14 protein-coding genes are annotated in these 14,361 nt (G+C 34.4%); 1 reads left to right on the top strand and 13 read right to left on the bottom strand.

Annotated elements, in window-relative coordinates; translation table 11 throughout:
- Positions 1–58 precede the first annotated feature (58 nt).
- On the top strand, positions 59–1,024 hold the full coding sequence (locus FW781_RS10230) for a glycosyltransferase family protein (RefSeq protein WP_149387278.1): 966 nt from the start codon (positions 59–61) through the stop codon (positions 1,022–1,024).
- Positions 1,025–1,081: 57 nt separating this feature from the next.
- Here the strand turns inward: FW781_RS10230 and FW781_RS10225 are convergent, their stop codons facing one another.
- The 13 genes from FW781_RS10225 to FW781_RS10165 form a co-directional block, all read right to left on the bottom strand.
- Positions 1,082–1,966: a hypothetical protein gene (locus FW781_RS10225; protein WP_149387277.1), complete on the bottom strand. Its 885-nt coding sequence runs from the start codon at positions 1,964–1,966 to the stop codon at positions 1,082–1,084.
- Positions 1,959–2,861 carry a glycosyltransferase family 2 protein gene (locus tag FW781_RS10220; protein WP_228720167.1) on the bottom strand — a complete coding sequence of 301 codons (903 nt, stop codon included), beginning with the start codon at positions 2,859–2,861 and terminating at the stop codon, positions 1,959–1,961. The genes FW781_RS10225 and FW781_RS10220 overlap by 8 nt, the downstream gene beginning before the upstream one ends.
- A complete protein-coding gene (locus FW781_RS10215; RefSeq protein WP_149387276.1) occupies positions 2,840–3,979 on the bottom strand; it encodes a glycosyltransferase family 4 protein in 1,140 nt (379 codons plus the stop codon). Before FW781_RS10215 ends, FW781_RS10220 begins: the two co-directional genes overlap by 22 nt.
- Positions 3,979–5,226 (bottom strand): glycosyltransferase family 4 protein, encoded by a 1,248-nt coding sequence (locus FW781_RS10210; RefSeq protein WP_149387275.1) that lies wholly within the window; start codon positions 5,224–5,226, stop codon positions 3,979–3,981. Before FW781_RS10210 ends, FW781_RS10215 begins: the two co-directional genes overlap by 1 nt.
- 78 nt (positions 5,227–5,304) lie before the next feature.
- Positions 5,305–6,540: a glycosyltransferase gene (locus FW781_RS10205; RefSeq protein WP_149387274.1), complete on the bottom strand. Its 1,236-nt coding sequence runs from the start codon at positions 6,538–6,540 to the stop codon at positions 5,305–5,307.
- 3 nt (positions 6,541–6,543) lie between these two features.
- On the bottom strand, positions 6,544–7,731 hold the full coding sequence (locus tag FW781_RS10200; RefSeq protein ID WP_149387273.1) for a glycosyltransferase family 4 protein: 1,188 nt from the start codon (positions 7,729–7,731) through the stop codon (positions 6,544–6,546).
- A gap of 3 nt (positions 7,732–7,734) precedes the next feature.
- On the bottom strand, positions 7,735–8,721 hold the full coding sequence (locus FW781_RS10195; protein ID WP_149387272.1) for a glycosyltransferase family protein: 987 nt from the start codon (positions 8,719–8,721) through the stop codon (positions 7,735–7,737).
- Between the two features lie 4 nt (positions 8,722–8,725).
- A complete protein-coding gene (locus tag FW781_RS10190; RefSeq protein ID WP_149387397.1) occupies positions 8,726–9,472 on the bottom strand; it encodes a glycosyltransferase family 2 protein in 747 nt (248 codons plus the stop codon).
- A gap of 403 nt (positions 9,473–9,875) precedes the next feature.
- A complete protein-coding gene (gene rocD, locus FW781_RS10185) occupies positions 9,876–11,123 on the bottom strand; it encodes an ornithine--oxo-acid transaminase (RefSeq protein WP_149387271.1) in 1,248 nt (415 codons plus the stop codon).
- Positions 11,124–11,448: 325 nt separating this feature from the next.
- Positions 11,449–12,804, bottom strand: a complete 1,356-nt coding sequence (gene accC / locus FW781_RS10180) for an acetyl-CoA carboxylase biotin carboxylase subunit (RefSeq protein ID WP_047385963.1) — start codon at positions 12,802–12,804, stop codon at positions 11,449–11,451.
- Between the two features lie 91 nt (positions 12,805–12,895).
- Positions 12,896–13,378: an acetyl-CoA carboxylase biotin carboxyl carrier protein gene (gene accB / locus FW781_RS10175; RefSeq protein WP_047385964.1), complete on the bottom strand. Its 483-nt coding sequence runs from the start codon at positions 13,376–13,378 to the stop codon at positions 12,896–12,898.
- A gap of 127 nt (positions 13,379–13,505) precedes the next feature.
- The gene (rpmF, locus tag FW781_RS10170) at positions 13,506–13,709 is read right to left on the bottom strand and encodes a 50S ribosomal protein L32 (RefSeq protein WP_002976251.1); all 204 of its coding nucleotides are present in this window, start codon (positions 13,707–13,709) and stop codon (positions 13,506–13,508) included.
- Positions 13,710–13,776: 67 nt separating this feature from the next.
- Positions 13,777–14,304: a YceD family protein gene (locus FW781_RS10165; protein ID WP_149387270.1), complete on the bottom strand. Its 528-nt coding sequence runs from the start codon at positions 14,302–14,304 to the stop codon at positions 13,777–13,779.
- Between the last annotated feature and the right edge of the window lie 57 nt (positions 14,305–14,361).

Raw genomic sequence — 14,361 nt, 5'->3', positions numbered from 1 at the left:
TCCTGTTTCTGTCATTGAATAGGATAGAAGCTAAATAATTTAACTTATTTACTAACAAATGAAAATTATTTTCCACGAAAATCAATTATGCTATAGAGGGACTTCCAATGCCCTTTTTGATTACGCTTATCATAATGAAGAAATGCTTGGCAATGAATCAATGATACTTTATCCCAAAAACAGTCCGAATAACGCAGAAGAAGCTATCGGGCGTTTTAAAAAGAGGTTTAATGTTGTTGGATATAGCGATATAAAGGAAAGAGACGCTCTTATTAAGAAATCAAATGCTGATCTTTTTTATGCTATAAAATCTGGTGAGAAGGAAACAGATACCCCGCAAGATCTTATAAAAACAGCTATTCATGCAGTTTTTAAATATAATGATCCCTACGGTGATATCTACGCATATGTATCTGAATGGCTGGCAAAAACAATGAGTGACGGAAAGCTTCCTTTTGTTCCCCATATTGTGGATCTTCCTGAAGTGAGCGGAGACCTTCGTGCCGAATTGAATATTCCTAAAGATGCAGTGGTATTTGCAAGATATGGCGGAACTGAAACTTTTGATATAGATTTCGTGATGGATGCTGTGAAGAAAACAGCCCTGAAAAATAAAAATATATACTTTGTTTTTATGGGAACCGATGCGTTTGTAAAGAGAAATTTTTTCAGATCCTATAAGAATATTATTTTCCTTCCTCCTACAACAGATGTTGAAAGGAAAGTGAAATTTATTAATACTTCTGATGCTTTTTTGCATGCCCGCACCCAAGGGGAAAGCTTCGGAATGGCTGTAGGTGAATTTTCCATCAAAAACAAACCTGTTATCACGTGGTCCGGATCTGATGAGAAATCGCATCTTGAGATTTTGGGAGATAAAGCAATCTTATACAGCGATAAAAAAGATATCCTGCAGATTCTGAATAACTTTAAACCGGATCTTAATAAAAACTGGGATTGTTATTCTGAACTTTTCAATCCACAGGTAATCATGGAGAAATTTGAGAATGTTTTTATCAAATAATAAAAAAAGGCTAATGTTACAACAACATTAGCCTTTAATATTTTTGATCTGAAGGAATTAAAAAAGACTTTTAATTCTCATCTTTATTTTTTTGGTGAAAGATAAGTTCAGACTGAGTTTTTGCTGAGGATATTTCTTAGAAAAGGAAAGAATAAATTCATCAATATTTTTTGCCGGGAAAAAGGAAAGCTCTTTCCAGATCCCTTTATATAAAGGATGAAAGTCTATAAATGTCTTGTAATTTTCGGCATTCACCGTTTTCCATGAATTTAAAAACGCTGAGGTATCAAAATCATTTTTATGGCCCCAGTTATTGATTTTTTCTGAAATTTCCCTTTCTTCCCGTGCCCAGGACTGATGAATTAAATAAAAATCTAATGGGAGAATTCTTCCTTTATTGGTACTTCTGGCATATTCATACTGGGGATAGTTGGTAATAAGCATACACTTCTCATCAAAAGGGGTAATAACGAAGAAACCTTCGGTATTATGTTTGAATAAAGTAACAAAGTTTACCTGAAAATTGAAAGGATTTTTAGCAGGGTTCTTCAATAAGAATTTATTTCTTTTCAAAAACTGAGCTAATACCCTGAAGTCATAAGCATATTCATCACCATCCATCTGGATATGCCATCCGCCAGGCCCCATCTTTTCAGCCATCATATTTCTTTGTCTCGTCTCCAGATCCATCGGCTGCATGCCTTCAATGAAAAAAGTGTCTTTATAAAAGATGATTTTATTCTCAGTATCCAATTTTTTGATATCACTGAAAACATTTTCAGGAATATGAATATCATTTCCCGCCCAAGTTTTATTATTGGTATCATAGCTTATCACGATACAGTCTGCATGCTCATAAATATGCTGAAGAGATGTGAAGATGTAAGAGTAGTCATAGGATAAAAGATATCCTACTTTGATAATATTTTTTTTATTACTCATTTTTTATTTTCTCTAAATTGGAATAAAGACCGTCTAATATACCTTTTATGTATGCTTTCGCCATAGAAAACTTTCCTTTTTTAAGTGCTTTCCTTGCGAATTTCCATCGTTCTTTAGTGACATATTTTAAATTTCCATCGTATAATCTGCACATCCAGATCCGGTTTCTGGTAATATAATATTCGTAAAAACTGCCTTTATTGCTGGCAAGATTGAACGCTTCACACTGGGTATTGACCGCAATCTTCCACTGGGTGTTGCTGAGGAGGCGGAGACACCATTCAGACTCTTCGTAATACATGAAAAAGCTGGTGTTCATTAATCCTACATCATCTAATATTTCCTTTCTGAACATTAATGCACTTCCGTCTACATATTGTATATTGTAGTTGTAATGTGGGGCATTTACATGATTCTTGTCTTTTTCAGAATGGGTATGTCCACCCTGAAAACCCTCCTCTGGAAACAGCAGTCCGCCATCTGAAAATATTCTGTCACGAATATTCCTGTAGCAGATGCGAGGACCTATGATTCCGATATCGGGATATTCTTTTAAATCTTTGTATAATTGGCTGATCGTATCACGTGATATTTCAATGTCCGGATTTAGCAATAAAAAATAATTTTTACCATCTTCTATTGCTTTTTTAATGGCTAAATTATTACCGGAAGCATAACCTCCGTTATAATCACTTAAAATACAGTTTATTTGTTTTTGAGATCCCAGCTTCTCAATGTCTTTCCTGTCTTTTGAATTATTATCTACTACATAAATAGAGTGTTGCGGGATCCCTTCACTTAATAATGACGTAACTTCCCGGTTGGTATCATCAAAAGAATTGTAATTCAGTATGATAATTGCTAAATCATCCATTAATGTAAAATATTTTTCCATTTTTCTATTGCTTTTTCTTCAGAAAAATTATTCTTAAAATAGGCTTCAGCCTGTATTTTTATTTCCTGATAAGAAGATTCATCCTGCAGTAAAGACATTATCTGATCTCTGAAAAATTCAGGATTGTCAGTTACTAAGCAGCCATTTGATGTTTTTGACGGAAAACCGTCAATAGCTCTTTCTGTTCCTATAACAGGAAGTCCGTAAGATAATGCTTCTATTACTTTGATTTTGATACCGGTACCCTCCAGCATCGGGCAAATTGCAATTTTCGACTGATGGTAATATTCTTCTAAATTTTCTGCAAATTCCACCAATTTAACCCCTTCTCGTTCCTTGAAGTGTTTGCATATCCTTCCAATAATTATCATATGAATGTTTTTGGGAAGTAAGGGATATACACGATCAAAAAACCATTGCATTGATTGTATATTGAAAATGTTTTCAGATCCCACAAAAATTAAATCATACTTTTTATCGCTATTATTTTTTTCAAAATGAGGGGTGAAAGAAGGGGGAATGTTGATGACCTTTTCTCCTAAAAATCTCTTAAAAACAAGATGCTCATCTTCGGATATGGTGATCACCTTATCAAACTTTGAAAGATTATTTATCTCCTCATTGAAGCGTTTTCCAATATCTAATGATTTGTTTTTGTAGAATTCATTGAGTGTAATCCAGTCATGAGTGTCAATGATTTTTAAAGTATCTTTCATAGACTCGTGATCAATTAATCCGGCCCAGAACTCATAATTGACAATGATGGCATCATACTTTTCCTTATTGAAGATATTCGCAAATTCGTTCTTCGCAAAGTCTGTCAATAGGTGGTTATACTCATTAGGCTTTTTATGAAATTTTGATATTTTGTGTTTCCAGTAATCTGATGAAGTCTTTATTTTTGGTGGCTTATGATTGATTAAAAACAGGTTGTCAACAATATTTTTGTCAATTTCCGTAGTATCGCTTTGTCCCTTATAAATCTCAGCAGCCCCGACAAGATCAATATCATACCCCATGTTTTTTAAAACCGTAAGGGTTGTTTTTGCTCTTGTGGTATTTCCTGCTCTGTTTGAAAAAGGATTTTCAGGAAAAAAGAATAGAATTTTTCTTGTCATTATAAAGATTGAATGGCTGCGTTAAATTTACTGATAATAGTGTCCCAAGAATAGTTTTTCAGAACATAACTTCTTGCTTTTTGACCTTCTGAAATAAGATTTTCCTGTTTCTGCTGTAAATAAAAAGTCAGAGCCTGAGAAAATTCATTACGGTTTGTAAAACTTTTCCCGGTTTCACTCTTTTCGATATGTGAATACAGAACTTCAGAGTTTTTATTTACAATAACAGGAATTTTCAGTAGCATGGCTTCTAATGTAATTAATGACAGACTCTCATAGAAGGATGGCATTATAAGCGCAATTGCATTGGCCAGTAAAGCATTTTTAAGCTCATGATCTACAAATCCTGTCAGGATAATATCATCTCCCTGAGTTATTTTTTCATCAAGAGAGCTTTTTCCTGCCAAAACTAACTTTATATCCCGATATTCAGGATGTTTTTCTTTAAAATCCTTAAAATATTCAATCATCATCACACAGCCTTTGTCTTCAACAATTCTTCCTATATAAATGAAATACTTGTTCTGATACAGATCCTGCGGCAATGTGCCTGATGTAACGTCATAATCATCAAAACCAATTCCTGCAATTTCAGATTTTAATTTTCGGGCCTGAGGGTAAACTCTCTCCACAAAGTCCTTTTCAATCTGTGTATTATACATGATGAATCTTGGAAGGGAAAACAGATGAGAATAGCCATCAAGATAAAACTGTGGCTCATCGTGTGCTGTTGGAATGAGAATGCTTTTGTCAGCAACTTCTCGGACGCCTATATTGGTAGGGTGATATAAATAAGTAAAGAAAATAAAAGCTTTATAATCATCTTTTTTGTCTTTTATAAACTGAATTAGATCATTGGAATAAGGTCCCTGTACTTCTAGCCATTCATTGAAATTAAAATCTTTTTTGTTGTATTTAAATCTCTTATAAAGCAAATACGGGAAGTTGAGAAAGCTTAATTTTCTGCTATGATACTTATATAAGTTACGAGCTATTTTACTTAGCTCGCTGAATTTTTTTAAGTCTTTTTTTAGAGTTTTAAATCTTCTTACCTGAATAGTATTGATGATTTCAATTCCTTCCGGGTAATGATTATCCCAACGTTCAAATTCTATAGCACAGGTTGTAATAATTTCAATATCATAGATGGCAGACAATTTTTCAGCTAATAATCTTGCGTGAAGCTCTGCGCCTCCGTTTATCTCCAGTCCATACCTTTGGACTACTATTGCAATTTTGTCTTTCATATGAAACACGATTATTATTTCATTATTAATCTATAGATCTGTTCATTGGATAACGGCCTTGAAAATACCCAATTAAAATTATTTTCTGCCTTTTTTAAAAAACGCGTTTACTTTTTTTCTTATTTTATTATAAAGAGTACGTTCAAGATAATTGACTCTTGTATTTAACCTTTCAATTTCGCTCAGATAGAAAACATTATTGACATCACTACCTCCGCTGCTTTCTTTTTTACCAAAACCATCAATGAAATCCAGTCTTATTTTGAAAAGCTCTCCGATAGAACGGATAGAAAAATTATCTGCAATTTGTGATTCAGCATTTTCTTTGATTGCAGTCAGGTTTTCAAAATTGTTTTTGATGTACTGCAGCTTTTCAACAGCATCTTTCAGGCTAGGTCTGGCAAGTGTTAAACCTTCGTCAATCAATCCTTTTGTATTGGATGTTTTGATGAAATCATACTGAATAAGAAAGCTGTTATTTATATTCATAAAATCCAGGTTTCCGGAATACCCTGTTCCGACTACAATTTTTCCATAAGCCATGGCTTCTGCCATCGTGAGCCCGAAACCTTCCGAACCATGAAGAGAAATCAAAACATCAGACTGCTGAATCAGAGAATGCAGCTTTTCCTTTGAGAAATGTTCATTAATGATAATGACGTTCGGGATATTATTGTAGGCTTCTAAAGCTTTCTGAGCATCTTTGCTTCTTTCAAGATTGTGTGTTTTTACAATAAGAACACTGTTTTTATCCTCTTTGAAAACCGTTGTAAAGGCTTCAAGGGTAGCCTCCGGGTTTTTTCTGATGGTAGTACTCAAAGAATCAAAAATCGTAAGATAGATCTTTGCATCTGAAGAAATACTATACCGGCTCAGTTCAAAATCCTTAGATTCTGCCATCTTTTGAATCGGATGGGAAAATCTGATGACCGGGATTCCCGTATATTTTGTGAAAATATTGACACAGAAATCACTCGGAACCCAAAGCTCATCAAAAACATTTAATATTTCGACAACCTTATCGGAAACTTCAGGAAACTCCCAGGCCCAGTAAATAATGTTATAATGATCCTTAAGATTCAGATCCTGGTTCTTAGAGAAAAAATTGTTAATAAAATTGATATTAATGTGGAAAACATTAATCGGAGATGAAGCTTCGGAACCTGTATCAATTCTTTCAAAAGTTTCGCTGGAATAATTTATCCGGTTTACTTTGATACCGATTGTTTCCAATGCTAAGGCGTTCAGTCGGGTAGCTTCGGAAATTCCAAAATTTCCGTCAAAAAAACCATGGTAATTTACACTTAATGACATGGATTATAATGTTTTAAGTTTTTCTTTTACTTCTTCAGGTGAAAATGCTCTCAGACTGTCCACAGAATTTCGGCGTAATGTATCCCAAAGTTCTTCATTATTATTCAGCTGAATGATTGCTTCTGAAAAGCTGTTTTCATCATTGGCAATCAACACATTTTTTTTATCTGTAAGCTTCATTCCTTCGGCACCAATATCTGTAGTAACCACCGGTAAAAAGTATTCAAAGGCTTGCCCGATTTTTCCTTTTACCCCGGCTCCAAACCGTAAAGGTGCTACCATGATTTTAGAATTCATGAAATGCTCTTCAATACTTTCTACAAACCCTAAAAATTTAAACTTAGGATATAGTTTAAGATCCAGTTTTTCAGAAACATTCCCAATGATGCTTACTTCCAGTTCAGGATTGGTTTTCCAGACAATGGGCATTATTTTTTCATACAGGAACTTTACAGCATCTATATTAGGTTCGTGGATGGACCCGATGAAGGTGATTCCTTTACTTTCATTAAAGTTTTTCCTTTCTGAAATATCAATTTTAGGATAGTGAATGTTTGATATTGTGATGATCTTATTGTGGTCTGCATATTGGCCCATAATCTCTTTTTCTTTATCAGAGATGGCAATAATGTAGTCCAGTTGTGGTGCAACAACCGTTTCCAGGCGGAAGAAATGTTTGTAGTTTTTCTTTAAAGAAATACGGCTTGGTTCCAGTTCAATCGCTCTTTTAAATCTTAAAAAATGAATATCCACCATATCATAAATGAATCGGGCAGAGGGGAGAAGAGCCTTCATCTTTTTGTAAAACAGATTCAGGGCAAGAGGCCCGTTAAACCAAACGTAATCTACCTTTTTAAAAGAAGAGAGGAAATCATAGATATTCTTATATAAATTGTTCTCTACATACACGATAACATCATGTTGCTGGTAAAATTTTACATATGAATCGTCTTCAAAAATATGAGGAGCAAATAAAATGCAGTTGTAGCCTAGTTCTTTGTAGATTAATATAAGTTCTTTCAGTCTGTTAGCCCCGGATTCTTTATCATGGGCAGGGAAATCTCTTGAAGCAAACAGGATTGTTTTTTTGGAATCGTCATACAGATTGATGTTGACTATATCCTTAGACTGAAGATATTTGAGTTTTTCTTTTCTTTCAAAGTGTTTTTTTATTTTTTTTAAGATTCCCATTTGCTAGTTTTTAGTATCAAGTTCAAAAACTTTGTTTACCCAACTATCCAAAGTATATCTGTGGTAGATTTCCTCAGGAATTTTTTCGTAAGGTGTTTCAAAAAAAGATTTGTCAAGATTACTAATATTTTTGTTTAAAATCAAAATATTATTAGGATTGTAAAAATCATAGGTTTTAATGGCTTCATTATCAGTAATGATTTTCTTCTCCAGAGACATTGCTTCAAAAACTCTGAAACTAAGCCCATATTGACCTTCACGCATCAGATCAAGCAGCACTTTTGAATTTTTATAATATTTAGGAAGATCGTTATGAGGAATCTTTTTGATGCTGAAAATCAGAAAGAGGTTTTTAGGTACCGCCATAAAAATATTGGTCAGCTGATGCTTCCATGATTTTTTTCCGATGATCATAATCTGGAACTTCAGCCCCTGTTCAATCAGTTTTTTAGCCAGTAATTTTATCAGCGAAACCCTTCTGTTATCATAAGAGGTGATGTAGAAAAGATCCATTTCAGGCTGTTGGATTTCTTTTGCACAGTGTGGCAGATAAATATAATTCGTCAGTTTTTCAAACCCGTGCTTTGTAACATCTATATAATCAAAGGAAAATACTTTGTCAAAAAGGTACAGTTTATCTTCTACAGGAACTCTTTCAAGATTGTCATAAAGATAGGTAACCAGGCGGTCTGTATATTTTCGGATTTTTTCAAGTGTTGAAAGATCAAATGTATCCGGGTTCATCACCAATATCTGATCCTGATGTCCTAATTTTTCCAGGGCATCCAGAACATATTTCTGTCTTTTTTCAGTCTTAAGATTTTTGTTTAAAAAGGTTTTGCTTAAAGCATTTACAGCTCTTTCATTGAAATTGGAATGAGTAACTGTGCTGATCTTTATATGATGGGCATCAATACCCCGTTTGCATAATGCTTCAACAATATACTTATCATAATCCCAAAAATCATAACTAATGATACAAATCTTCATTCAACTAATTTTGCTCTTTTTTTAATGATTCATAGGTCTCAAAAACGCTTAAAGATTGAAGGTAAGATAACTGATACCCTTCTTTTCCGTCTAAAACACCAAGTCTCATTATATAGGCTTTAAAGAATTTAAAAGCTGTTTTAAGATATTGCACCAAAACATTGTACTTTTTCCCTTTTGCAGCCAGTTCTTTCCCCTTTAAAACTCCGTAATGAATCATTTTTTTTCTATAAGATTCATAATCTGAAACGGAGTAATGTAGTAATTTATTTTTTAAGATCCCAATGGTTCCGTTGACTTCCAGAGTTTCGTGTACCTTTTTTTCTGCCGTGTATCTGGCCTTCGATTTTCTGAAAAGCCTGAAGTTTTTATCAGACTGTGTTCCTGAAAAATGAATCGGTTTCTGAGCAAAAAAGAATTTCCTGTAAAAATAGTAGGCATCTTTTTGCCCGGGTTTATTCAGCTCATCTATAATTTCCTGTTTCAAGGCCGGTGTAAGTCTTTCATCACCGTCCAAAAATAGGACCCAGTCGTTTTTTGCAGAATCCAGAGCCAAATTTCTTTGCTTTGTAAAGTCTTCAAATGTATTTTGAACCACTTTTACATTAGGGAATTTCTTTGCAATTTCTACAGTTTTATCCGTGCTAAATGAGTCTATCACTACTATTTCATCACAGAAATCAAAAGACTCAAGGACATCCTGTATATTTTTTTCTTCATTATATGTTATGATCAAACCACTTATATTCATCACAACGATTTGTTTAATAGGGAAATATGTAATATCTCTCTTAAGGTCATTCAAAATAGTTTTAATCTTTCAAAGATAAGTTTAAATTTGAATTTTATAGACGAATCTTTGTCATTTATATCTATTCTACAGATCCTGTAAAAATACTGCCTTTAAAGAGTGTATTTTATTGTATTCGAATGTATATAGCAAATACAATTCCTAAATTTTTAAAAAGTGAAAAAATATGATTTTTTTTATATCTTTTGAAGAATACTGCTAATGGTATGACCAGAGAAATATATATTGATAGGATACATTAAGGGTATGGCTTTTGACTACCATACCCATTAATTTTTTCCCGGAAATCAATATTTAAAATATTGTTGGTTGTATTGAAATACAATGACCGAAGAATATCTGTTTATTTATACTCAAGAATAGTCTTTTCAAGGATCTTTACGCAATCCAGCAATTGCTCTTCAGTAATTACCAATGGCGGTGCCAGTCTGATGATATTACCGTGGGTAGGTTTTGCCAGTAATCCGTTTTCTTTTAACTGTAAGCAAAGGTTCCATGCGGTAGAGCTTTCTGGGGTATCATTGATCAGGATAGCATTTAAAAGTCCTTTTCCTCTTACCTTGGTAATAAGGTCTGTTTTTTCGATCAGCTTATTAATTTCAGCTCTGAACAGCTGCCCAAGTTCTTCAGCTCTTTCAGATAATTTTTCCTCAGCTACTACATCCAATGCGGCTACTGCTACTGCACAGGCAATCGGGTTTCCTCCGAATGTAGAACCGTGCTGTCCGGGCTTAATAACATTCATGATGTTGTCATTGGCTAAAACAGCTGATACGGGATACATTCCTCCGGAAAGGGCTTTTCCTAAAATTAAAATATCCGGTTGTACATCTTCGTGATGGCACGCAATCAGTCTTCCTGTTCTTGCAATACCAGTCTGAACTTCATCCGCAATGAAAAGAACGTTGTGTTTTTTACAGAGTTCAGAAGCATTTTTAAGGAAGTTTTCATCCGGAACATAGACGCCGGCTTCTCCCTGGATAGGTTCCACAAGGAATGCAGCAATATTATCTGCTTCTCTGCTCAGAACTTCTTCTAAGGCAGCAATATCATTGTAAGGAATTTTGATAAATCCTGGAGTGAAAGGTCCGTAGTTCTGGTTCGCATCCGGATCATTGGAGAAAGAAACAATAGTTGTTGTTCTTCCGTGGAAATTATTTTCGCAAACGATTATTTTTGCTGCGTTTTCCGAAATTCCTTTTACTTCGTAACTCCATTTTCTGGCTAGTTTTACTGCGGTTTCCACAGCTTCAGCTCCGGAGTTCATCGGTAAAACTTTATCAAATCCGAAAAGTGTCGTGATTTTTTGTTCGTATTCACCCAAATTAGAATTGTAGAATGCTCTTGATGTTAAAGCCAGTTTTTTTGCCTGTTCTACCAACGCTCCTACGATTTTGGGGTGAGAATGCCCTTGGTTTACAGCAGAATATGCTGAAAGAAAATCATAATACCTTTTGCCTTCTACATCCCAAACGAAAACACCTTCTCCACGTTCCAGAACTACTGGAAGCGGGTGGTAATTGTGTGCTCCATGTTTGTCTTCAAGGTCAATAAAATACTGTGAGTTTTTTGTTTGTTCTGCTGTTGACATATATTTTGGTTTTCAACAAATTTACACAATATTAATGATATGCCTTAACAAATAACTAGTGTCGTATGGAGGTATAATTGAAGTAGATTTTAAGGTAGAATAACAGGGTATAAGAAAATATTTTCTTTATTGGCAGCTTGTTTTAGGTTTTATATCTTTCTTATGGCTGAATTTTATTTTTCTGCTTCTTTATTAATTTTTTATTATTCATTAATGATGAAATGCTCCCGATTTTTATAAGATTTAGCCAAAAAAATCTATTGATGAATGAAAATAAAAACTGCCTCAAAAAGAGGCAGTTTCGTGTTGTATTTTTAAAATAATCTTAGTGATTATCATATTTTCTATCCATTACAAAATCTTCCATGAATTTTGTAGTATAGTTTCCTGCAAGATAATCTTCATTATCCATCAGTTGTCTGTGGAAAGGAATTGTTGTTTTTACTCCTTCGATATAGAATTCCTCAAGGGCACGTCTCATTTTAGCAATCGCTTCCTCACGGGTTTGAGCCGTAGTGATAAGCTTAGCAATCATTGAGTCGTAGTTGGAAGGAATGCTGTATCCTGAATATACGTGAGTATCTACTCTGATTCCGTGTCCTCCAGGGATGTTTAATCCTGTAATTTTTCCTGGAGATGGTCTGAAGTCTGCATAAGGATCTTCTGCATTGATTCTACACTCAATTGAATGTAATTTAGGGTAATAATTGATTCCTGAAATAGGAGTTCCCGCAGCAAGAAGAATTTGTTCTCTGATCAGGTCATAATCAATTACCTGTTCAGTAATAGGGTGCTCTACCTGGATTCTTGTATTCATTTCCATGAAATAGAAATTTCTGTGTTTGTCTACAAGGAATTCGATAGTTCCTACACCTTCATATCCAATAAATTCAGCAGCTTTTACAGCAGCATCCCCCATTTTCTCACGAAGTTCATCTGTCATGAAAGGAGAAGGTGTTTCTTCAGTTAATTTCTGATTTCTTCTCTGTACAGAACAGTCTCTTTCAGAAAGGTGGCATGCTTTACCGAACTGGTCACCAGCAACCTGAATTTCGATGTGTCTAGGCTCTTCAATCAGTTTTTCCATGTACATACCTCCGTTCCCGAAGGCTGCTACAGCTTCCTGAATTGCAGACTCCCAGTGATCTTTAAGGTCTTCAGCTTTCCAAACAGCTCTCATTCCTTTTCCTCCACCACCGGCAGTTGCTTTGATCATTACCGGATATCCTGTTTCTTCAGCCACTTTTACAGCGTGTTCGTAAGATTCAATCAATCCGTCAGAACCTGGTACACATGGTACACCTGCAGCTTTCATAGTAGCCTTAGCGTTAGCTTTATCTCCCATTTTTTCAATCTGCTCAGGAGAAGCACCAATGAATTTGATACCGTTCTTTTGACAGATTCTTGAGAAGTTAGCATTTTCAGATAAGAATCCATAACCTGGGTGAATGGCGTCAGCATTGGTAATTTCCGCAGCTGCAATAATGTTAGGGATTTTAAGATAGGAGTCTTTACTCATTGCAGGGCCAATACATACCGCTTCATCAGCAAATCTTACGTGAAGACTGTCTTTATCAGCAGTAGAGTATACCGCAACAGTTTTGATCCCCATTTCTTTACAAGTACGTAAAATACGCATTGCAATTTCGCCACGATTGGCTATTAATATTTTTTTGAACATCTCTCCGAAATTTTAAATTATAAATTGAATTTTAAATTATTTTAAATGAAAAAGATTCATCTAAAATTTATAATCTTTAATCTAAAATTCCTTAAGATGGATCTACTAAGAATAAAGGTTGGTCATATTCTACAGGAGTAGCATCGTCAACTAAAATTTTAACGATTTTTCCGCTGATTTCAGATTCAATCTGGTTGAATAGCTTCATTGCTTCAATAACGCAAACTACTTTACCAACAGAAACTTCGTCACCTACATTTACAAATACGTCTTTATCAGGAGATGGTTTTCTATAGAAAGTACCAATCATAGGAGACTTGATTGTTACATACTTGCTGTCATCAGATGCAGCTTCAGCTTTTTCAGCAGCAGGAGCAGCAGGAGTTGCAACAGGTGCCGGAGCCGCTACAGCTTGTGGTGCAGTGTGATATACTGCAGGCTGTGCATATACAGCATCGCTTCCAGCTAATGGAGTTTTAATAGTGATTTCGAAATCTTTAGTCTTGTATTTTACTTCTGAAACTTCAGCTTTAGATACAAACTTAATAAGATTTTGTATGTCTTTAATGTCCATAAATTTGATATTTGATTTTGGGTCAAAGATACCAAAAAAACGTAAAAAACAACAAAAAACCGCCAAATTTTATCAAAATTGGGCGGTTTTTGTATTAAAACGAGGCTTTTTCAATGAAAAGCAACTCTTAGTTTTCTTCAGTAGCAGCTACTTCTTTTTCCAATACTACTTTACCTCTGTAGTAAAGTTTTCCTTCATGCCAGTGAGCTCTGTGGTATAGGTGAAGCTCTCCTGTTGTTGCATCTTTAGCTAATTGAGGAACTACAGCTTTGTAGTGAGTTCTTCTCTTATCTCTTCTTGTCGACGACTGTCTTCTCTTTGGATGTGCCATTTTCTAATAACTTTTTTAATTGATGAGCGATGAGATTCATCATCTCATCATATTTAAATTATTCTATTTAATTATTGTCTCTTAACTTTCTTAAAGCATCCCATCTGGGATCACTTTCATGTTCTTCTTCTGTTTCCTCAATATCTTTCGGACTGAACTGATCAAGAATCTCAAGATCTTCATCATTTACATTTGGGGAAATCTTTTTCATCGGGATAGAAAGCATTACATTTTCATAAATCAAATGTGCTACATTGAAAGCATGCTCTGCAGTAGGAATGGTAATAACATCTTCATTGCTGTCATCATATTCTTCCCCGAAATTCACCAAAATCTTGATTTCATTCTCAATAGGATAGTCGAAATCTTCGTTTGTAATATCACAAACCAGCTCAACCAATCCATTAATTTTAATCTCAAATTCTAAAAAAGTAGTGTGTTTATCAAGCGATACATTCACTTCTATTCTAGGATTTGTAAATTCCTGCTCAGTATCAAATAATTGAAAGAACGTTTTATCTATCTCAAACTTGAACTCGTGTTTTCCGTTTTTTAGTCCGGAAAAGCTTACGTCATAGTTTCTTAACTTGTCCATAAAATGAGTGTGCAAAAATATGCATTTTTTTTATAATAACAAATAAAATCTAAAACA

Origin of the sequence: Chryseobacterium panacisoli (genome assembly GCF_008274625.1) — a bacterium.
In the GTDB taxonomy this organism is placed as follows: domain Bacteria; phylum Bacteroidota; class Bacteroidia; order Flavobacteriales; family Weeksellaceae; genus Chryseobacterium; species Chryseobacterium panacisoli.
Note: the sequence above shows the minus strand (reverse complement) of the source record. Positions and strands in the feature narration are given on the sequence as shown.